18 protein-coding genes, 1 tRNA gene and 2 pseudogenes are annotated in these 20,126 nt (G+C 70.2%); 5 read left to right on the top strand and 16 right to left on the bottom strand.

The window, feature by feature from the left end; all coding sequences use genetic code 11:
- Nucleotides 1-36: 36 nt before the first annotated feature.
- The 5 genes and pseudogenes from AC07AW_RS16670 to AC07AW_RS16690 form a co-directional block, all read right to left on the bottom strand.
- Nucleotides 37-915, bottom strand: a complete 879-nt coding sequence (locus AC07AW_RS16670; RefSeq protein WP_478816157.1) for an ABC transporter substrate-binding protein — start codon at nt 913-915, stop codon at nt 37-39.
- A 52-nt stretch (nt 916-967) separates the two neighbouring features.
- Complete coding sequence (locus tag AC07AW_RS16675) at nt 968-1,804, bottom strand: SAM hydroxide adenosyltransferase (RefSeq protein WP_478816158.1); 837 nt, start codon at nt 1,802-1,804, stop codon at nt 968-970.
- Nucleotides 1,805-2,135: 331 nt separating this feature from the next.
- Nucleotides 2,136-4,511: a SpoIIE family protein phosphatase gene (locus tag AC07AW_RS16680; protein ID WP_478816159.1), complete on the bottom strand. Its 2,376-nt coding sequence runs from the start codon at nt 4,509-4,511 to the stop codon at nt 2,136-2,138.
- A gap of 500 nt (nt 4,512-5,011) precedes the next feature.
- Nucleotides 5,012-5,610 (bottom strand): annotated as a pseudogene (locus tag AC07AW_RS16685) (hypothetical protein); the annotation flags it as partial.
- Nucleotides 5,611-5,757: 147 nt separating this feature from the next.
- Nucleotides 5,758-7,032, bottom strand: a complete 1,275-nt coding sequence (locus AC07AW_RS16690) for an extracellular solute-binding protein (RefSeq protein WP_478816160.1) — start codon at nt 7,030-7,032, stop codon at nt 5,758-5,760.
- Nucleotides 7,033-7,469: 437 nt separating this feature from the next.
- On the opposite strand from AC07AW_RS16690, the gene AC07AW_RS16695 reads away from it, so the two are divergent.
- Together AC07AW_RS16695 and AC07AW_RS16700 are read left to right on the top strand one after the other, a co-directional pair.
- Nucleotides 7,470-7,877: a DUF6193 family natural product biosynthesis protein gene (locus AC07AW_RS16695; protein WP_478816161.1), complete on the top strand. Its 408-nt coding sequence runs from the start codon at nt 7,470-7,472 to the stop codon at nt 7,875-7,877.
- Between the two features lie 141 nt (nt 7,878-8,018).
- Nucleotides 8,019-8,093, top strand: a tRNA-Trp gene (locus tag AC07AW_RS16700).
- Nucleotides 8,094-8,209: 116 nt separating this feature from the next.
- Here the strand turns inward: AC07AW_RS16700 and AC07AW_RS16705 are convergent.
- The 5 genes from AC07AW_RS16705 to AC07AW_RS16725 form a co-directional block, all read right to left on the bottom strand.
- Complete coding sequence (locus AC07AW_RS16705) at nt 8,210-8,590, bottom strand: toxin Doc (RefSeq protein WP_478816162.1); 381 nt, start codon at nt 8,588-8,590, stop codon at nt 8,210-8,212.
- Between the two features lie 3 nt (nt 8,591-8,593).
- The gene (locus AC07AW_RS16710; RefSeq protein WP_392160495.1) at nt 8,594-8,842 is read right to left on the bottom strand and encodes an antitoxin MazE7; all 249 of its coding nucleotides are present in this window, start codon (nt 8,840-8,842) and stop codon (nt 8,594-8,596) included.
- 117 nt (nt 8,843-8,959) lie between these two features.
- A complete protein-coding gene (locus AC07AW_RS16715) occupies nt 8,960-9,727 on the bottom strand; it encodes an NUDIX domain-containing protein (RefSeq protein WP_478816163.1) in 768 nt (255 codons plus the stop codon).
- A 131-nt stretch (nt 9,728-9,858) separates the two neighbouring features.
- Nucleotides 9,859-10,374, bottom strand: coding sequence for a GNAT family N-acetyltransferase (locus AC07AW_RS16720; RefSeq protein ID WP_478816164.1), 516 nt, complete (start codon nt 10,372-10,374; stop codon nt 9,859-9,861).
- Nucleotides 10,371-10,949: a phosphotransferase family protein gene (locus AC07AW_RS16725; protein ID WP_478816165.1), complete on the bottom strand. Its 579-nt coding sequence runs from the start codon at nt 10,947-10,949 to the stop codon at nt 10,371-10,373. Before AC07AW_RS16725 ends, AC07AW_RS16720 begins: the two co-directional genes overlap by 4 nt.
- Nucleotides 10,950-10,982: 33 nt before the next feature.
- Between AC07AW_RS16725 and AC07AW_RS16730 the strand changes: the two genes are divergently transcribed.
- A complete protein-coding gene (locus tag AC07AW_RS16730) occupies nt 10,983-11,504 on the top strand; it encodes an NUDIX hydrolase (protein WP_478816166.1) in 522 nt (173 codons plus the stop codon).
- A 409-nt stretch (nt 11,505-11,913) separates the two neighbouring features.
- Here AC07AW_RS16730 and AC07AW_RS16735 read toward each other — a convergent pair whose 3' ends face one another.
- The 5 genes and pseudogenes from AC07AW_RS16735 to AC07AW_RS16755 form a co-directional block, all read right to left on the bottom strand.
- The gene (locus AC07AW_RS16735; protein ID WP_478816167.1) at nt 11,914-12,498 is read right to left on the bottom strand and encodes an NUDIX hydrolase; all 585 of its coding nucleotides are present in this window, start codon (nt 12,496-12,498) and stop codon (nt 11,914-11,916) included.
- Between the two features lie 263 nt (nt 12,499-12,761).
- On the bottom strand, nt 12,762-13,973 hold the full coding sequence (locus tag AC07AW_RS16740) for a methyltransferase domain-containing protein (protein ID WP_478816168.1): 1,212 nt from the start codon (nt 13,971-13,973) through the stop codon (nt 12,762-12,764).
- A gap of 276 nt (nt 13,974-14,249) precedes the next feature.
- Nucleotides 14,250-15,083, bottom strand: a complete 834-nt coding sequence (locus tag AC07AW_RS16745; protein ID WP_478816169.1) for a class I SAM-dependent methyltransferase — start codon at nt 15,081-15,083, stop codon at nt 14,250-14,252.
- A 257-nt stretch (nt 15,084-15,340) separates the two neighbouring features.
- Nucleotides 15,341-16,420: pseudogene (locus tag AC07AW_RS16750) on the bottom strand (IS630 family transposase).
- 83 nt (nt 16,421-16,503) lie between these two features.
- The gene (locus tag AC07AW_RS16755; protein ID WP_478816170.1) at nt 16,504-17,316 is read right to left on the bottom strand and encodes a hypothetical protein; all 813 of its coding nucleotides are present in this window, start codon (nt 17,314-17,316) and stop codon (nt 16,504-16,506) included.
- A 432-nt stretch (nt 17,317-17,748) separates the two neighbouring features.
- Between AC07AW_RS16755 and AC07AW_RS16760 the strand changes: the two genes are divergently transcribed.
- Nucleotides 17,749-18,210 (top strand): hypothetical protein, encoded by a 462-nt coding sequence (locus AC07AW_RS16760; RefSeq protein ID WP_478816171.1) that lies wholly within the window; start codon nt 17,749-17,751, stop codon nt 18,208-18,210.
- A 181-nt stretch (nt 18,211-18,391) separates the two neighbouring features.
- Here the strand turns inward: AC07AW_RS16760 and AC07AW_RS16765 are convergent, their stop codons facing one another.
- Nucleotides 18,392-18,955 (bottom strand): dihydrofolate reductase family protein, encoded by a 564-nt coding sequence (locus AC07AW_RS16765; protein WP_478816172.1) that lies wholly within the window; start codon nt 18,953-18,955, stop codon nt 18,392-18,394.
- Between the two features lie 361 nt (nt 18,956-19,316).
- On the opposite strand from AC07AW_RS16765, the gene AC07AW_RS16770 reads away from it, so the two are divergent.
- Complete coding sequence (locus AC07AW_RS16770) at nt 19,317-20,099, top strand: SAM-dependent methyltransferase (RefSeq protein WP_478816173.1); 783 nt, start codon at nt 19,317-19,319, stop codon at nt 20,097-20,099.
- Nucleotides 20,100-20,126: the final 27 nt, after the last annotated feature.

Here is a 20,126-nt window from a genome sequence, read left to right on the forward strand (position 1 = left end):
GGCGCGGGTGTTTTCGTAAGTTCCACGACAGGCCCGTTACTGCTTCAGCTCGGGGACGTTCGCTGAGGCGGACAGCCACGTCGACGTCAGCTTCGCCAGAGTCCCGTCGGCCTTGAGGGCGTCGAGGGCCTGGTTCACGCAGGAGGTGTAGCCGCTGTTCTTCGGCAGGAGCAGGCCGAAGTTCTCCGGCGTGCCGCCCGCGTAGCCGAACTGGCCGACGATCTTTCCGTTGTCCAGCTCCGCGCCCGCCAGGTAGAAGACGGTGGGCAGGTCGGTGACGATGGCATCGATCTGACCGTTCGTCAGCGCGGTGACCTCGTCCTTGGTGGTGTTGAAGACGCTCGGCTTCTGCGTGGGCTTCAGCCGCTCCAGGACGGCCTGGTAGCTGGTGGTGGCGACCTGCACGCCCATCTTCGCGTCCTTGAACGCGCTGAGGGACGTGGCGTCGGCGAACTTCGATCCGTCCAGGGTCAGGATGGCCTGGTTGGCGGTGTAGTAACTGGTGGAGAAGTCAACGGCCTTCGCGCGCTGCGGGGTGATGGAGATCTGGTTGATGTCGAAATCGAAGGCCTTCGCGCCGGGGGCGTAGGAATGGGCGAAGGGCTCGACGACCCACTTCACCTGGTCCTTCGCGAAGCCCAGTTTCCCGGCCACCGCGTAGGCCACCGCGCTCTCGAAGCCCTTGCCGTTGGACGGGGTGTTGCTGTCGAACCACGGCTCGTACGCCGGAGAATCCGTCGCGATCGTCAACTGACCCGGCTTGTGAAGACTCGCGCTGTCCGTTGTGCAGGCAGCAGCGGTTCCGGCGGAGCCGGACGCCTTCGGGTCGGCCTGCGGCTGGGGTGCGCAGGCGGCTGCTGCCAGCACGACGACGGCGGCGGCGGAGGCCGAAAGAGCTATTCGGGTACGGGACATCAGAAGTCCTTAAGAAAGGGAAGACCGGGAGGGTGAAGGAACGGGTGGCGTGTCAGCCGGCGAGGCTGAGGACCTGGTCGCCCTGGTTGAGGCCGAAGACCTCGGCTGCGGAGCCGCCGCGGACGACGAGTTCGGCGAAGCCGACGCCAGAGCTGCCGATGGTGATCCCGGGTTCGCCGAGGGGAACGTCGGGGAGCCGGTCGTAACAGCGGACCTGGACGGCGCGGCCTTCGTGCCGGTTGTGGACGAGGAGGCTCTTGGCCGTGGTGTAGCCGGGGAGTTCGGTGGCGGGCCGGTCGAGTTTGCAGTTGCCGAAGTTGTCCACGACGGCGACCCGTACGTCGTGCGTGACGGGCTGGGGCACCGCCGTCGGCCGGGCGGGGACGTCGCGGCCGTCGGCGAGCCAGCGGGCAAGGAGGGGCACGTACCACAGGCTGCGGAACTGGGTCCGTACCATCTCCTCGATCTCGGCCGGCGCGAGCTCGGCCCATCCGGCGGCGGCCGCCTCCAGGACCTCGCGGACGTCGGTGACGTGGACCTCGGTGATGCCCAGGTAGGTGGCGAGGGGGGCGAGGACCCGGTGGTTCAGGGTGCTGATGACCAGGTGGTCGCCGTGGCGGAACCAGCAGAACGGCACACCGTTGGGCCAGTGCCCGTCCCTCGGCGCGATGTTGACCAGGACCACCACCGGCTGCGTCGGCCCGCCGATCAGATCCGTGGAACGCAGCAGGTCGAGGAGCGTCAGGGCGGCGGCGCCCTCCGGGTCGGGACCGCTCAGCGGCAGCACCGTCGGAGTGGCGCCGAAGAGGGTGGCGATCCGGGTGGACTGCCGGGCCAGCGCGTTGGCGTCGGCACAGTCGGTGAGGGAGACGACCGGTAGCAGGGTCATGGCAGATACTTCGCATTTCTGTCGAATGAGGACTGGGGCTGTCGGCACCCAGGCCCCGGGGTGACTGATTTGGGGTAACAAAAAAGGACCCTCCGTTTCCGGAGGGTCCGTCGCATCTTGTGCGCACACGGCTTCGCTAGCGAAGCGCCTCCGAGGTTCGGGGCATCATTCGCATCATGGCGAGGTCGGCGATGTGCTGCATGGGTGGCACGCTAGCACCCGTCGGAAGCGTCCCAAACATCTGTCCACAGAGTGGACAGCCAGGCATCCGTCCGCCGCCCCACCTGCAAGGACGCCCGCCGCGCACGACCCAGGCGGGCGACCCCACGCGTCAGGCGGAGGGCTCTGGTTCCGGCAGGTTCTGCTCCGTCCAGATCGTCTTGCCGCGCGTCGTGTAGCGGCAGCCCCAGCGGGACGTCAGCTGGGCGACGAGGAACAGCCCCCGGCCGCCCTCGTCCGTGGCGAGGGCCCGGCGGAGGCGGGGCTGTGTGCTGCTCGGGTCCGACACCTCGCACACCAGCACGCGGTCCCGCACGAGCCGCAGGGTGACGGGCCCGCCGGCGTACCGCATGGCGTTGGTGACGAGCTCGCTCACGATGAGCTCGGTGCTGAACACCAGCTCGTCGAGCCCCCACTCCTCCAGCCGCGCCTGGACCTGCGCGCGTGCCTCGCGCACCGCTGACAGGTCCGCGGGGTACTCCCACACCGCCATGGACTCCTCGGCCACGACCCGCGTCCTGGCGAGCAGGACGCTGATGTCGTCCACAGGATTCTCCGTGTGCGGACTCCGCGCGACGAGCGCGTCGCCCAGGGCCGCCGGGGTCCCATGGGCGCCGCTCAGCGCGGCGAGGTCCGCCTTCAGGCGCTCCGCCCCGGCGGTGACGTCCCGCCCGAGAAGGCCGTCGGTGTAGCAGACCAGCGTGCTTCCCGGGGGCAGGGTCAGCGTCGTGACCTCGAACGGATTGTCCCCCACCCCGAGCAGCGGCCCCGGCGTGAGGGGCACGAACGACACCTTGCCGTCGGGTGTGACGAGCGCCGGTGGAGGATTGCCGGCCGAGGCCATCCGACATGTGCGGCCCACCGGGTCGTACACGGCGAACAGACACGAGCCGCCCACGGTGTCCGGCTGCTCGGCCTCGATCTGCATGCGCCGGACCAGGTCGTCGAGCCGCGTCAGCAACTCGTCGGGCGGCAGGTCGAGTTCGGCGAGCGTCTGCACCGCCGTACGCAGCCGGGCCATGGTGGCCGCCGCCTCCAGGCCGTGCCCCACGACGTCCCCGACGACGAGCCCGACCCGCAGCGAGGACAGGTCGAAGGCGTCGTACCAGTCACCTCCCACGCTGACCGAACCACCGGCGGGCAGGTAGATGCCGGCCGTCTCCGCGGCGGTGCTGCGCGTGGCCGCCGGGGGCAGCAGGCTCCGCTGGAGGACGACCGCCGTCTGGTGCTCGCGGGCGAAGCGGAAGGCGTTGTCGATGGCCGTCGCCGTACGCGCGCACAGATCGTGCATCAGCTTGACGTCGGCCTCGTCGAAGGACGCGGCGGTACGCGTGCGGTACACCGCCGCGTACCCGAAGAACCGCCCGCGCCGGTAGAGCGGGCAGCCGAGGGAGGCGTGCGCGCCCTCCGGCAGGAACCTGGCGATCTGCTCCGGATCGCCCCCGAGGTTCCGCCGGGCCTGCTCCGCGTCGGCGACGAGCACGTCGCCGACCAGCCTGGCCGCGATCTCCGGCGTCTCCGCCACCCGGGGGATGGGCTCGCCCACCTGGATCAGCCGGGCCGGCCACGCCCCGTCGGCGGCCCGCACCGCCACCCGGCGCGGGGCGGACGCCTCCTGCCCCGGGTAGCCGTCCGGCGGGTCCCGGCCCTCGAGTACGTCCTCCGGGTAGTCGACCGTCGCGTAATCGCCCAGGGCCGGTACCAGGACGCGGGTGAGGTCCTGCGCCACCTGGACCACGTCGAGCGACTGCCCGATCTCGAAGGCCGTGCGGTACGCGGCGTCGAGGTGCGGGCCCGTGTCCATGACCCTGGAGGCCTCGACCATGATGCCCAGCGGCTCGCCGACGCCGTCGTCGATCCGGAAGCAGGACACGGACAGCGCGGCCGCGCCGCCGTCGGACCCCAGGTCGTAGAGGCGCGCGGCGAGCGGTGTCCCCGTGGCGGTGACCTGCTCGAACGCCGCCCGCGCCGGTTCGCCGCCGTCCCGGGCGGCGAGCCCGCCCAGCCAGTCGTCCCCGGCCCCCGGTGGGCGGAGCGAATCCATGGCCGCGTTCGTCCGTACGAGTCGCCCGGCCGTGTCGTACTGGGCGACGCCGATGCCGTCCTGGGCCAGGAGCGCCCGGGCGATGTCCCGCTCCTGGTCCCAGCCGCCGGGCTCGCCGGGCAGCCGCATCAGCACCAGCCGCTCGGCCGAGCCGTCCGCCTCCGAGACCAGGACGTCCGCCTCGACGACGTGCCCCGCCCGGTGCCGCAGCCGTACGCGGCGGACGCGCCCCGAGGATTCCGGGTACGCCTCGACCTCACCGAGGACGTCAGGGGTGGGCCGCCCGGCCACCTCCTCGCCGCTCCAGCCGAGCAACCGCCGCGCGGACCGCGACCACCACACGATCCGGCCCCGGGCGTCGAGCAGCGCGGCCGCGACGCCCTTGAGCGCGGGGCCGCCCTCAGCACGGGAGCCGTCGCTCCCCGCCTGGTCCCTCGGTCCCACACGGCCTCCTCGTCGGCCAGGAGGTATCCACCCCTGGTGCCAGGATGCGCCCAGTCGGCCCGACGGGCACCTCAGGACGCCCGCACACGGAACGGGTCCGGTGCGCAGGAGGCACGACACTGTCATCGAGACCAGCCGGAAGCCGCCGGGGCCGAGCGCCACGCCGACGGCGACGAGGTGACACATTCGGCGGACAGGTGTCGCTCGTCCCCGCGCCCGTCGTCCGCATGTTTCTGGCCGGGAGGGGATGTTGTCGGACTTCCGACGTTTCCGCGAGCGTGAGCCGCGGCGTTACAGTCCCGGCCAGGACCGGGTGGCCATCAGGGCGAGGGGCCGACGTGTTGGAGGTCGTGGCGCTCAGTGCGCTCACCACGTTCCTGCTGGGTGTGGGGAACGGGGCGGCGGGGGAGATCGGCAAGAACCTCACGTTGTCGGCAGGCGCCCCGGTGTGAAGGACCCTGGGCGCGAGACCCCCCTCCCGGCCGGTACCGAGGAGCGGCAGAATTCAGGACGACGAGTCGCTGACCGGGGCGCACCCCCAGGGCTCGCCTGAACCGCTCCCGGTACGGACGCGCGGCGAGCATGCGGTCGAAGCAGGGATCGCCACCGAGTACGGCGGAGGGAACCGTCTCCGCGCAGACCCGCCCCAACCGCTCCAGCTGCTGGGGGTGGGACAGTACGAGACCGTCGACGAACGGCTTCCCGTCGGCCAGCAGCCACTCAGGCGACAGCCCGAACGTCGGCTCCCGGCTTGCGGCTGGCTGAGTTTCTTAGTGTATCCGGCACCATGGGAAAGAACGGACAAATTACCCTGAATTGCGGTGAGTTCTCCGCCGGAGCTCGCGGAAATCGCGAGATCCACCGGGGTCGAAAGAGCCTGCGCCCAAGGCGGCTCGGGAAGCTCCAGTTCGGCGAAGAGTTCGCGGATTTCGCCCTGGAATGCCGAGGACCCCGTCGACGTCACCAGTGTCTGGATACGGAAGTCGTCGTGGAAGAGCGGAAGCAGGTCCAACAGGCGGCCTGCCGAGGTGACGTTGTGGACCACCAACAGAACCCGGAGGTCCGGCTGGTCGTACTCGTAACCCTCCTGGGCGGGCAGGGCGTCGGTGTGCGCTCACCTTGACGGGAGGCTCCGCGACGCGCGGACTGCTGTGCCGGGAGGCGGATGGTCGTCGCTCGCGCACCTTGTGGGTGCTTCGTGAGCGACGAGAAGGGCTTCATGGGCCCGGGGACTGCGGAGACGCTCCTACCGCTGGGTTGCGTCCTTGGCCTGCTGGGCGATCTGCTCCAGCACCGCCTTGGGGTCGGCGGAGGGCGCGACGGCCTTGCCGATGTTCCGCTTGATGGTGTTGCTGATCTCGAGCCACGAGGGCTCGTCGACCGGGTAGAGCTGGGCACTGCGCAGGGCCGCCAGGAACTGCTCGGCGCCGTGGTCGTCCGCCGCGTACTGGGACGCCTCGGTGGCCGACACCGTCGCCGGCAGCAGGTGGTAGCGTCCCGCGAACTCGTTGAGGTTCTTGTCCTGGTAGACGAAGTCCAGGAACTGGCTCACCAGTTCGCGATTGCCGTCGTGCCGGAAAGCCATCATCCAGTCGGCGACGCCCGCCGCCGGCGGGGGCTCCTCGGTACCCAGCGAGTCCGAGACAGGCATGCGCAGGGTGCCGACCTTCATGCCCTTGGCCCTCGCCTCGTGCAGGAGCGAGGGATAGCCGTTGAGCATGCCGACGTCGCCGCGCAGGAAGGCGTCGAAAGCGTCCTGCCGGTTGAGGCTGGCGGGCGCCACCGGGCCGATGAGCCCCGGCACGACCAGGTTCTCCTTGATCCAGCGGAACGTCTGCGTGTTCTGCTCGGACGCGATGTTGTAGCCGCCGCTGTCGTCGGTGTACCCGCCGCCGTTGCTCAGTTCCCAGATCAGGGCCTCGGCGTGCGCCTCCTCAGGACCGAGCGGCAGGGCGTACGGGTAGCGCACGCCCTCCTTCTTCAGCGCCTGGGCCGCTTCCTTCAGCTCCGACCAGGTCTTCGGCGGCTTCGCTCCGGCCTTGTCGAACAGCTCCTCGTTGTAGAAGAGCAGCCGGCTGCTGGCCACGAACGGCAGGCCGTAGAGGCTGCCGTCGACCGAGCCCGCGTCCGCGAGCGGCCGCAGGAAATTCGCCTCCGATCTGACCGACATCACCTCATCGGCGGTGTAGAGGCTGCCCTGCGCGGCGAAGTCGGAGTACGCGCCCATCAGAGCCACGTCGGGGGCGTTGTCCGCCTCGACCATGCGCGTGACCTCGTGGTCGACGTCGGCCCACGGGTAGACGGTCACCTCGACCTTGTTGTCGGGATGGGCGGCGGTGAAGGCGGTGGTCAGCTTGTCCCAGTAGGCCTTGGAGCTGGTCGCCGGGCTGGTGCCGTACTCGGGGACCACCAGCCGCAGCGTGGTCGCGTCGCTCTCGGACGAGCCGCAGGCGGTGACGAGGGAGCCGAGTAGTCCGAATGCGGCCAGGGAGGCGGTCATGCCGAAAGGTCTTGGGCGCATGGGTCGTTCCTTTGGTTCTTTCTGGACAGTGCGTCCGAAAGTCTCTCCCGGCCTGGGCTGGATTGGGCTCCTCGATGAACGGTTGTGGTCGAAGATCTAAAGAGGACGTTGTCGAATGGTGCCTTCCGATATAAGGGCACTTCTTTCCTCGCGCGTAGACCTCTCCGCGATGTCCAGAACGGCTCCGGCGGGGAGCATTGACATCACACGGCGAAGATCGCCGATCCCTGCCCGGCCGAGCCGCCGGCGGGCATCTGGGCGATCCTGGCCCCGTCGCCGGCGGAGTCGTTCTCCACGGCCCGCGCAGACCGCTGGACGTGCTGACCAAGCGGTGGGCCTGCCTCCGCCGTCGCCGGCGAGGTGGAGCTTGGTGGTCAGCCCTCCGCGTGATGGGCTGAGGGCCCATGACGGGCAGCAGGGGCATGCACAATCACGGTATGACCCATACCGTCGAAGCAGCCTGGCACAAGATCCTCACCACGGCGGGTGAACCTCGCCGGCGGGAGGACTGGCCGCTCTTCGCTCCGTTCGGCGAGCTGGTGCGGGTGGCGCATGCCGAGCCGCTGCTTCGCCGGCTCTACCCCTGGACCGGTATGTGGGAGCTGCACTTCAGCAGATGCACGGAGGCCCGCTACACGTGGGACCTCCCCTACATCGGCACACTGGGTGAGGGCCGGTACGACGTCGAAGGGCCGAGCCGGAACAGTCCGCGGATCGCCGAGACGGACAGCGCGCAAGCTGCAGTAGCGATGGTCATGGATCGTCTGCCGACACACTGCGGCCCGGCCTTCGTCGGCAATGCAGGGGAACTGGCCGCCTACGAGAGGGCACGAGACGGCAGGTAGAAGTGGCCTTCCTCTTCACGGAAGCAGAAACCAGCTCCATCAGCCTCTTCACGGAAGCAGAAACCAGCTCCATCAGCCGCTTTGGAGACGGGCGCTAAAGACCGCCGCAGTACTGGTGCTGTCCCGTACGATCCGCTGGGCGGGGCCGTAGCGCAGAGGTCGACGCGCGCGGTCTCCAAAATCGCGAGGACGCCGGTTCGAATCCGGCCGGCTCCGCCTACCGGTCGACCCAGGAGGGCAGAGGAGCGGAGGGGAGCCTCCGCGTCCGTGACGACCTTGGGTCGCACGGTGTCCCTGCTGCCCGAGGCGCGACGGGGGCGGCCGGCCCGGAACTAGGACTGCTGCCCGAACGACCGAAGCCGGTCGGCGATGTCGTAGCTCGTGAGCCGCAGGGCCTGAATGTCGCGGATGAGGTCGCGCCAGGGCTCGTACGAGGTGTCGACACGGTGGCCGGAGGCTTCCAGGTAGGCGATGGCGACCCCGTAGCCGTACAGCTCATTGCGGGCGGGCAGCGGGCGGAGCAGGACGCACTCCTGCAGGAAGACCGCGGCGCGCCAGAAGGCGTCCGGATCGGCCTGGTCGATGTGCGGCGTGTTCACCCGGTGGCGGGCGGCCATGCCGGCCAGGACCGAGTAGTCGCTGACCGTGAGGTCCCTGCGGAGGATGTCTTCCTGGCGGTCGAGCAGCCAGCGGGCGTCGACGAGCAGCTGCACGGGTCAGGCCGCCCGCGGAGTCTCGTGCTTGGCCGGCGGCAGCCCGCCGAAGTCGGCGTCGAAGCGGCTCACGATGCCAGGGGCGCCGATGGCACGCCGGAAGGCGGCTGTGGCGGTGTCGAGGAGCTGCTCGCGCTCCTTCTCGTCGGCGACGCGCTCCAGGTAGTCCTTCACGGACAGTCCGGCGGCGTCGGCGAGGGCCTTGAACCGGTCCCGCGTGGTCTCGTCGATCCTGACGCTGGTGTCTGGCATACGGAAAGTATGCAGCAGAGCATGCAGGCGTGACCAGATGCAAGTCCTGCCGGTCATACCGGACGGGGCGACGGGTACGGCGCGCAGCGAGGAGCCGGACGGCGCCAACGCCCGAGATCAGCTGCGCGACGACGGATGCCCCACGTCCGACCGGTCCGCGGCGAAGTACCGGCCGAGAACCTGGGGCAGGTAGTCCACTGTCGGTCCCAAGCCCGCGAGCTCGTTCGGCGAGGCGACGAAGGCGAGCTCGTCGAGCTCCGGCCCCATGCCGTGGTCGTCGCACTCAGCCAGCGGGAGGCCCGCATGGCGTCGGCGTACGAGCTCGCTGGAAGTGGTGAGGGACGTGAAGTGGAACCCGAGACTGCCGTACCGCCTTCCCCGGGTCATCGTCCACAGCTCCAGCTCCTCGGAGGGGACGCGGACACCGGTTTCCTCGACCAGTTCCCGGGCGGCGTGACGGCGCAACGCGGCCAGGTCCAGGCCCCTGCCCGGAGGGGGTGGCTCGACGGCTCCGCCGGGCAGGGTCCAGTACCCGGGATGCGCGGTACTGGGCGCCCCGCGACCGACCAACAGTCCGTTCTCGGTCGGCAGGAGCACGGTGACGTACATGGACCCGGGGACTTGGTGGTGCGGGCGGAGCCGCCGAAGGGCCCGGGCTCGGTACGTCATCGGCGCCCACCGCACCATCAGCGGGCGGTTGCGGGGCCGGTCGACTCCGAGAGCGGCTGCGATCGGTCCGTCGAACGTGGCCGGGTTGCGCTCCTGGGTCTCCCGCCAGATGCGGTCCACCTCTCTCTTCTCGCGCGAGGTGAGAATCGGTGGCGGGTACTCGACGAACGTGATCTCGGTGTCGTCCAGAAACTCGACGGCGGGTGGGCCGGGCATGCGTTCACCTTCCAGCGACGGGCGCTCAACGCCAGGAGGATCCTGGGCCAGACCGCCTCCAGTACGTGCGCGGTGCTGTCCCCGGGCAGCCGGAACCCCTTGAGCCCCCGATCCGCGGGCACGGTGGGCACTCACGAGGCGGCCGTCTCCGCCACGGAGGGCACTTTCGTCATCCGCATGAGCGCCGCATCGCGCCGGAATCCCAGCTGCTCGTACAGCGGTGCGGCGGTCTCGCTCGCGTGCAGCTCGTAGAGGGTGACACCGTCCTCCTCCAGCCGCCTCAGAAGCGCTGCGAGCGCGGCCCGGGCGAGGCCCCGCCGCCGGTGCGCGGGTTCGGTGGCGACGGCGTGGATGCGGGCGGCCAGCCCGCGGGGGTAGCTCGGGGCGGGCAGGACAGGGTGAATGAAGGCGAGCGCGCACGAGGCGAGGCCACCGGCCGGGGCGTCGATCACGTAGGCGCGGGCATCTGCGCCGGGCCCAAGTCGGGCGGCGATCTGATCGCGGCAGATGCCCAGCCAGGTGGCGTCGAGCGGCTCGGAGAGGACGAATTCGGAGCGCAGCCGGGCGATCTCGGCAGCGTCGTCCGGCGTCGCCGCTCTCGGGAGGACCGGTCCTGTGACAGCGGGCGCGCCGATGTCGGGATTCATCGCGGAACTCCTTGCGGACGGAGGAATGGCCATGTCATTCCGGTACGGAGCAGGGCGAGGGTGCGGCGTCCGCGCTCAACGAGTTCCGGCTCCCCGGCCCGAGTTCCGAAGGCGATGCCGGAGACCGAGTCCACGGCGGCGCTCGCGATCAGATGCGCCTCCTCCGAGCCGGTCAGCGGGCGCCCGTAGCCGGCGAAGAATGCTGCCGCCAGGTCGGGCCGACCCTCGAAGTGTGCCAGGACGCGGACGAAGTCCCGTACCAAGGGCTGGGCTTCACTGCGCTCGAAGTCGATGACCAGCACCGTGCCGTCGTCACCGAGGAGGAGGTTGCGCAGCGGGAAGTCGCCGTGGGTCACCACCGGCGTGAGCGGCCCGAGCTCGCGGGCAGCGGCGACGGCCGAGCGGACGCACACCTCGTCCCCCGGTTCGAGCAGCGGCCGCGCGGAGTCCAGGTGACGGTCCATCCGGTCGTACGGCCCCGGGGGAGCGGCAACGGCCGGCGCCTCGGGGAGAGCGCTCGCGTGGATCCTGCGTTGGGGCGTCGCGTGGGTGTCCGGGGCGTTGTCCGGTGCCATCCTGTTGTCAGACCCTCGCCTTATGTTGTCCCGGTGATTCACGATGCGCTTGATCAACGGGTGGCAGAGGCCGCAGCCGCCGATGTCCGGCTGGCGAAGGTGGAGTTTGACGGTGCTGGCGAGTGGCTGGCCGTCGCCCGCCAGGGGCCTTCGGAGCCGCTTGCCGCAGAGGTGTGGGTCTTCGATGAGGATCTCGCTCGGGTGCTGCTCGTTCATCACCGGTGGCGGGGCTTGGTCCCACCGGGAGGACGCGTCGAGCCGGGGGAAACGCCCCGAGAGGGAGCACGTCGTGAGCTCTTCGAGGAGACCGGCGTCAAGGCCGAGTTGCTGCCGGAACCAGCCGCGGCCACGGTGCGCTCCTATCGCCGGGACTGGCCGGCGACTCTTGGGCTGTCGTTCGTCGCGATTGCGAGTGCGGCAACGCCTCTGGTCACAGAGAGTGGACAGCCGGCGGCCTGGACGTCCCTGAACGAGGACTGGGCCAGCTACTTCCCCGAGGACGCATCGCGGGTCCGCCAGCATGCGCGATGGCTGCGTGAGGTCTCCGGCCGCTGATACGAAGCACCCGTCACTCGATGGTCCTGGGGACGGAGTGGGCGTGGTGCTGAAGCTCGACAACCGCAGGAAGCGATCCGACTCCTCCTCCACCCCGCCATCGGCACGCCAGATCGTGTACGACCACCCGCCTCCAGCCCTCGGCATCTGCTGAACCCGAAAGTCCTCCAGCACCATCACACTTCGCACTCCGCTACCTCCACGCCGATGTACGTGAAAGCAACAACCAGGCCGGTCGGTAAAGGGACATGCGAAGACGCCGAAGCCCCTGCCTACGAATGACGCGGACAACCAAGGCGCGTTCGGTAAAACGTTCTGGTTAACCTTCACGAACCACTCGCCACTCGCCACCCGCCGCCCCACGCACGCGCCACACACGGCTGGTCTCCCGGGCCCAGGACACGTCCGTTCATGTGGTGATGCGGCCGACGGCACGCTCGGCGAAGTCGCGCACGGCGGGCTCCGGCCCCGGGTCCGCAGGCCCCGGGCCGCGTACGAGACGGAGGCGGTCGACCTGCGGGTCGTAGGCGATCGGGTCGTCAGGGCCCTGGAAGTGCAGTGCGACCGGCACACCGGCCCGGTAGGCGTCGAGGCCGGCCCGGCAGTAGGCGACCATCGGCTCCGGCAGCCGGTCGAGCGGGAACCACCGCATCGCGTCGCACTTGTCCCGCTCCATGACCTGCGCGGTGCCCTGCCACCGGCGGACCTCGAAGAAGAACCCGACCCGTTCCTTCCCGCCCGGCGGCCGGTGGTGCACCGTGACAGCCGCGCGTACGTCCGCCGGCTCCACGACGAGGCCGGTCTCTTCCAGCGTCTCGCGCACGACGGCGTCCACGACGGTCTCCCGCTCCAGGTGGCCCGACGGCGCGTGCCACAGGCCCGAGGCGTAGACGTCGCCGGCCCGCCGGGACAGCAGTACCTCCGGCCCCTGCTCGCCGTCGCGTACGGCGATCAGATGTACGTCCACCGGCACGGTGTGCCGCCCGCCGCTCACGCGCCTCCTCCCGACCGCCGGGAGAGCGCTGTCCTGCACACCGTGACGTGGCTGTCGACACGAGGACGAAGAGGGGTCTGCGGCTGGGGCACGAATAACTCCTGTCTGAGGTAAGGCAGCTGGTGTGGGTGAGTGATGCAGAGGGCTGTCAGAGTCGGCGGCTGTGCTCGTAGACGACCGGCCTCGCCGGACAACCTGCCGAGGCGGCACGCGACCGCGCGGACGATCCCCGCCTCGTCGATGTCCGCCCTGCGGGTGCGTGGTCACGGCATCTGCCGGGGGACGGCGGCGAGTGCCGGCAGCGACCAGCTCAGCGCCGTGGGCCCGGTGCCGGAGGTTACCGGCTGGATGCCGGTGTTGTCGGAGAGGCAGACGCGGTACGCCTCCGGGCAGCCGGCCCGCACCCAGTGGCTGTACAGGTCCTCGAGCTCGGCCCACACGTCCCGCGGTCCGTGGACGCGGACGGTGCCCTCACCGGGGCCGACCACGGCCCAGGAGTCGTCATCGGGGGCGACGATCGTCATCGTCTCCGCCTGGAAGTCCCGTACGAGGCCCGGCGCGAGGTGGGCGGCGGCGATCCAGAATCCGTAGGCGTCGTCCGCCGGCGGTGCGAGCCGGGTGGGCCGCGCCGTGCCGGGATCGGCTTTGATCCGTACGCGGTGATCCACGGCGCTGAGCCATGTGTAGCCGAGCATCGGCCGGTACCCGCGCGGCCTGCCCCGCAGGACGGCTTCGACCCGGCCGGTGCGGGCGCGGGTCACGAGCAGCTGTCCGGGCCAGCTGGGCGTCCGGGTCGTGAGCGTGGTCAGCAACCGCCCACCGGGCGCGAGCTGCTCGACCCACGCCGACGGAACGCACGGCACACCGATTCCGGAGTGGATCCGGTCGTATGGAGCCCGGGCCGCATGCCCTCGGAGCGCGTCACCCACGACCACCGCAGCGCCGACGCCGAGGCGGTCGAGGTGCCGCTGCGCGAAGGCCGCCATATGCCCGTCCCGCTCCACGCCGGTCGCGAGTCCGACGCCGGTGATGGCGGCGGCCAGAGCGAGGGAGACCCCCGGCCCGGGACCGAGCTCCAGGTACCGCAGGCCCGGCGCGAGCCCGAGCTCCTGGAGGGCTTCGACGGTAGCGGGGGTGAAAGTGGACATGGAGGTCATGTGGCCGCCGGTCACGGGACCACGGGGGGGAGCGTCAAGGGGCTCGCCGTCCCGCTGGAGCAGGATCGACTCGTCGCTGTGGATCAGGGCGAGCCACTCCTCCCGGTCGTCCGGATGCGAGCCGTCGAGGAGGCGCCAGTCGATCGGATCCGCGCCCGGACCGCTGACCCGCACGTACGCGTGGGGGAGAAGGACCTCCCGGCGCATCAAGAGCAGCGCCTCGCGCAGCCGGGAGTCGGTGAGGACACCTGCGGTCTCGAGGCGGTGCACCATCTCGGCGCGCCGCTCGGTCGTGGTGATGTCGAGGTCGGGGGACATGGGTGCCGCCTTCCTGGGGCGTCGGCGTGGTGGTGAGTCGGCGGAGCGGCATGTAGCGGACAGCAGCTCGAGAGGGATCGGGTAGCGGTCAGGGCGCCGGACGGACGCCCGCCGGCCACGAGGTACGCGGAGGCTTGTTACGCGCGGTAGGGGAGCTGGGCCGGGCCCGTCAGCCGCAAAAGCTCACCAGGCAGGAGGTCGCGTGCCACCACAGTGCGCGCACGGCGTGCGCCACCGCAGTCGATGTCCCAACGGCCTCGGTGACGCTGGGGGCCGTCACCGGGTGCTCCGCGCCGGTACGCGGCGGGCGAGGGTGTGTACGAGCGGGGCGAGTTGCCGGTACGGGTCGCGCGTAGAAGCCGCCCACTCCGCCTCCCGCGCCAAGGCGTACTCCTCGTCTTCCGGCGCCCAGTCGACGCGGTGATCGTTGAGGATGCGCACTCCCTGCCACGGAAGGGGCAACAGCCCGTGGGCGGCCGCGAGTCGGTCCACATCCTCGGCCGTGTCCCCGCGGGTGCGGACGCCGAGGTTGCCGACGGTCACGCCCGTACCGGACTCGATGAGCTTGCGCGCCGTCGCATGCTCGCCCCGGAGGGCCTCTCGAACGCCAATTGCCTGCCGGTTCTTCGTCAGGATGCTCAGCAGACCGTGGTCCGCCACGAGGCCCGCCAGCCGCGCGATCGCCTGGTCCGGTCGGGCCAGGTACATCAGCACGCCGTGGCAGCACACCAGGTCGAACCGCTCGTCGATGTCCAGGTCCTCGACGTCCGCCTGGAGGAGGCGGACCCGTGCCTCCAGATCGGGGTGGGCGGCCAGCCGGTCGACCACGGCAGCGAGCATGCCGTCGGACGCGTCCACCGCGGTCACCAGGTGTCCGGCCAAGGCAAGCCGCAGGGTCGTCTCGCCGGTACCGCATCCGGCGTCCAGGACCCGGAGCGGACGGCCGGGGAGCTCCGCCCGCAGCCGGCGTTCGACGAGGTCGTGACGCAGACGGCCCCGCGCACTGCGCGAGTGCGTGTCGTAGGCGGCACCGACGTCGGCGAAGTCGCTCGATGTCGCCACCTCGTCGGGTGCGACGGCCTGCTGTTGGTTCGATGCATCCGAGGTCAATGTGGGTCCCCCTTGCCGGTCGTCGGGCCTGCTCGTGAAGCTCAACGACCGGACCGGGATATCGAACACATGTATTTCGGTCGGTCCCTGAACCCCGAGATAGAGCGCGTTTCGAAGGATGGGGAATGCATGGACCCAGCCCTCACAACAGATGTGCAGGCCCTGGGGGTTGGCCGAAACGCCGACGGCTGTGCACTCGAACTCGGCGGACCGCCTCTGGGCCTATTGAGATTGAACTCGTGCTGTCGTGCGTTTGCTCAGGCGGGTCTGATGGCCAGGCTGGTCTCGGCAAGGCAGCCGTCTACGAGGTGGCTGCGGTACTGGATGTGCCGTAGACCGCGTCGGAAGCGCTGGACGAGGTGTTCGGGGATGCTGAAGGCGACGTTGGAGAGCCGGCCGTGTCGCGGGAGGGACCAGATTCCCTCGACGGGGTTGAGGTCGGGTGCGTAGGGCGGCAGGTAGGAGATGGTCAGCCAGTCGTCCCGGGCTTTCGCGCATCCTCGGAGGTCAGCTGCTTTGTGGACATTGAGGTTGTCCCAGACGAGCACGATCGGGCCGCCGAGCTGCTGATATGCGGCGATCAGCAGGTCTCGGTCGTCGCGCCAGGAGACGCTCTTGCGCCCGTCGCGCCGGCCGTCGTCGCGGCGTGGCCGGTAGACCAGCCTGGAGCGGTGGCCGGGTTTGTAGCAGGTCAGCGCTGCGATGGATAACCGTCTGCGGGATCAGCCACGGACCCTCACCACCGGGGTCCTGCCGCGCTGCGACCAGGTCCTCGCCTGCGGCGGCGTCATGGAGAATCCGGCCTCGTCTTCGAAGACCAGCCAGGCTGCACGGGCCGCCGCGAGCCTTCCGAGGAGGGCCACACCTCCTTCACCCATCCAGCCACCGTGTCGTCGTCCCGCTCCATGGCGCGTCGGGCTGGCACCTGGCAGGGCCAGCCGTTGCGAACCAGGAGCTTGCGCATGCCCTGGACCGTGTAGGTCGGGTGGAAGCGCCGGCGTAGGTCGGGTGGAAGCGCCGGCCGATCACCGTCTTCACACGAATCAGGGTCCACCGCTGGTCCTCCCAGCCGTGCGCGGCTGGCCTGTTGGCCAGCTCCGCCTCCAGCTGTGCGAACTGCCTGTGACTCAGTCGCGTTAGTGACGCAGGCCCCTGCGGCCGCAGAGCTCTCCGACCGCCGTTGTTCCACACCCGCCACCACCGGACGCTGCCCCGCCGGTCCTCGGCGATCGCCGCGCTGGCCTCGCCCAGGGCGAACCGTTCCGCAGCTCGCAGCCGTAACCCCTCACGGAACTGCTGTCGTTCGGCGGTCAGACGCCTCCTTGTGGATACCGCATGCCCCGGCGGTGTCGCAGAGGACGAGCAGCCGTCAGCCCCTGTGACACCACGAGTCGAGCCTCGACAACCATGCACGAGCTCGTCAGCCGTCGAGGAGGAAGTTCACCGCCATCACGGCGTGGAGGACGATCATGGCGCTGCAGCCGAAGACCAGGACGGCGCCTGCGTAGGTGTTCACCAGGTGCGTGAACGGCGACGCCGGCACCAGCACGTCCGCCGGGTCCTCCGGGGGGTGGGCCACCGTGATCGTGGGGCCGGCCTCGCCGTGCAGGAAGCCGTGGTACGTCCCGGTCGCGTCCGGGTAGATGTACGCGCCGCGGGACATCGTGGCCCGGGTGGCGGTCACCACGACGCCGTGCCGGTACAGCCAGCGTTCCCGCCGCGCGCGGATCACCCCGTACAGGCCCAGCCACAGGCCCAGCCAGGCGAGGCCGCCGATCGGGACCGTGAGGAGTACCAGGTCCCACCTGCCCAGCGAGCCGGCCACCACGCAGAGGACGATGAGCGCCAGCAGGTGCCACAGCGTGCCCCGCAGGATCCGGCGGTGGAACCTCGTCCGCCAGGTGGGGGCGAGCGAGCGGACCACGGCGAACGGGGCCCCGTCGACGTCGTCGCTGTCCGTCCGGTTCGCCAGGATCGCGTTGACCCCGTCGGCGAAGGCGATGGCCGCCGCCTCGTCCACGTCGTCGATGCGGTGGACGCGCGGCGTCGTCCCGGCCCTCGCCCGGAGTTCGATGAGGACCGAGTGGCCCTCGGCGCGTATCCGGCCCAGCCCGTCGGGGGTGAAGGTGACCTGCTCGGGCGGGAGGTCGAGGACCAGTCCGATGTCCTCGGCGGACAGGACGGCCCCGCCCCGGCCTCGGAGCACCGGGAGGGAGGAAATGGAGGTCGACATGGGCATGATCGTAGAGCGGGGTGCCGTCCCGGTCAGCCCCTCGGGTCCTCGCTCGTCCGGCCTTCCGGGGGCGGAGGGCGGCGAGGGCCGCCGCGATGCCCGGCCGGCGGCTCCGGCGTGGCTCCGGGGCTCGGGGCGCGCTGGTCGTGACGAGTGCGGAGCCGTCGGGCGCCGAGGTGTCGAGAAGGGCGGCGGTGACGACTCCCGCGAAGGCGAGCGCCCCGCTCTCGTCGACATCGGCGAGCAACCGCACGACACCACGCGTTCAATCTCGTCCTCGAACCATGCGTAGTCCGCTCCGGTCTTCGTCATGCAGTCCATCCTTGCCCCTGTATCTGACAGCGGAGGAGGCACGGCCGCTTGCGGGGTGGAAAACGATCTCAGTACCGCCCCCGGCCGGAACGCCGTACGTGAGCAGTCGTTGTACCCCGCATGATCACTTCACCGAACCGAGCCCGCGCGACCGTCCTGACTGCCGCGGCCACGGCGGCGCTCATGGCCACGGTCCCGGCAGCGACCGCCTCCCCCTCCACAGACCTGCGCGCCCGCAACTGCGTCGCGTATCCCGGCGGGGGGTGCAAGCGGAGCATCGTGGTGGAGTACTGGCACAAGGAGGGTGCTTCGCAGCGGGGTATCGGCTGGGTGTACGCGTCGAAGAAGCCGGCGCGCAAGGGCACCGTCTACTACGCGCGCTGGACGTACAAGGCTCCTGGCCAGGCGTGGAAGAACGGCGGCGGCTGGAAGAAGGCCAACCTCACCAAGGGCTCGAGCGGCTTCTTCGCCGCCGTCTGGTGGGGGCGTGGTGGACACACCGGACCGCAGGTCCCCAAGGGCACTCAGGTCTGCACCCAGTACAAGGACGAGCGGACGTCCACCTGCCTCACCCTCAAGTGACGGCCGGTCCCATCCTGCGGCCGCCAGGGCGGCGTCGATCACGGCGCACGACGCCCTCGGCGGCCTTGACATGACGATCTCCGCCGAGCCCTGGACGCGCTACAGCTGGGGGATTCCTCGCCGTCGCCGGCGCGCCCTCTGCGCTCGACGGGCTCGTTTCAGGGGTGGGCGTACCAGTCGGCTAACGCACCACGCGGTAGCGGAGGTAGACCACCTTCGAGCTGAAAGTGCGGGTCTCGACGAGTTCGAGATCCACCCGGCGCTCGTGCTGGGGGAAGAACGAAGTGCCACCGCCGACCAGCACGGGACAGACCATGGCCCGGTACTCGTCGATCAGACCCGACGCGGCCGCCTCGGCAGCCAGCGTCGCGCCGCCGATCGCGATCTCGCCCTCACCCGGCTCGGCTCGAAACCGGGCGATCTCCTCCGCAACGCTGCCGGAAGCCAGGCGGGCATTGCCCTGCACCTCCGACAGGGTGGTGGAGAAGACCACCTTGGGGAGCGGCTTCCAGAGCGCGGTCCACTCGCGCATGGAGTCGTCCAGCGATGGGTCCTGGTCGGCGGTCTCCCAGTACAGCATCGTCTCGTACAGCCGTCGTCCCAACAGGTGGACGTCGACGTTTCGAATGTCGTCGATCCAGAAGCGAAAGACCTCCTCGTCGGGCGTGGTCCAGTTGAACTCGCCGTCCGGCCCGACGATGTAGCCGTCAAGAGACATGCTCATCGAATAGGTCACGCTGCGCATCAGAAGTCCTCCTCGGTGACGGCTTCGACAGTACGACCGCCTGACCGCGGGACTCATCGCGGCTCGCGGGGCCCCTGGACCGAGTCACCTCACAGCAGCATTTCGTTGAGGCAGCTGACGTGAACGATGTCTCTTGCGGGCTGACCCTGCTGACCCTGCTGATGTGCGCGGTCGACCTGGGGGCTGGCCCGGCATCGGTCGGGGAGACGGATCGACGGGGTTCTCACCGCGTGCGTTCTCGCTTGCGGCGACCACTGACAGGGGAGACCGGTCACCTGAGCCGACCCGTGATCTGTCGCGGGCGTGGTCAATGCGCCATGGCCGTAAGGGAGTTGCAGGAGTGCTGCGATACGTTGGAGACGTGACCGACATCGAATCGCGCATTGACACGTCCCGGCCGCACACCGCCCGGATATGGAACTACTGGACCGGTGGTAAGGACAATTACCCGGTCGATCGCGAGGCCGGCGACCGGATCCGTGAGCTGCATCCCGGGATCGGGGAGTACGCGAAGGCGGACCGGCTGTTCCTGGGGCGGGCGGTGCGGTACCTGGCGGAGCAGGAGGGCATCCGGCAGTTCCTCGACATCGGCACGGGGCTGCCCAGCGCCGACAACACGCATGAGGTCGCCCAGCGCGTCGCTCCCGATGCGCGTGTCGTGTACGTGGACAACGACCCGCTCGTCCTTGCGCACGCGCGTGCCCTGCTGGTCGGGACGCCCGAGGGTCGCACCGACTACCTGGACGCCGATCTGCGGGACGTCGACACGATCCTGGCCGCCGCGGCGAAGACGCTCGACCTCTCGCAGCCGGTCGCGCTGATGCTGCTCGGGGTCGTCATCTTCATCGAGGACGACGAGGAGTCGTACGCGATCGTCCGCCGGCTCATGGACGCGCTCGCCCCCGGCAGCCACCTCGTCCTGTCCCACACGGTCACCCATCCCGACATGCCCGACGTCGACGCGGCGGTGGCGTTCTGGAACGAGCACGGCACCCCGAAGCTCACGCAGCGCACCCCGGCTGCCGTCGCCCGCTACTTCGACGGCCTGGAGCTGATCGAGCCCGGAGTGGTGTCCTGCTCCGCGTGGCGGCCGGAGACGCCGACGCCGGACGTCGCGATGTACGCGGGCGTCGGCCGCAAGTGACGGCGGGCTCCTGAACCGATGCTTGAC

The organism is Streptomyces sp. NPDC044003 (assembly GCF_056435185.1).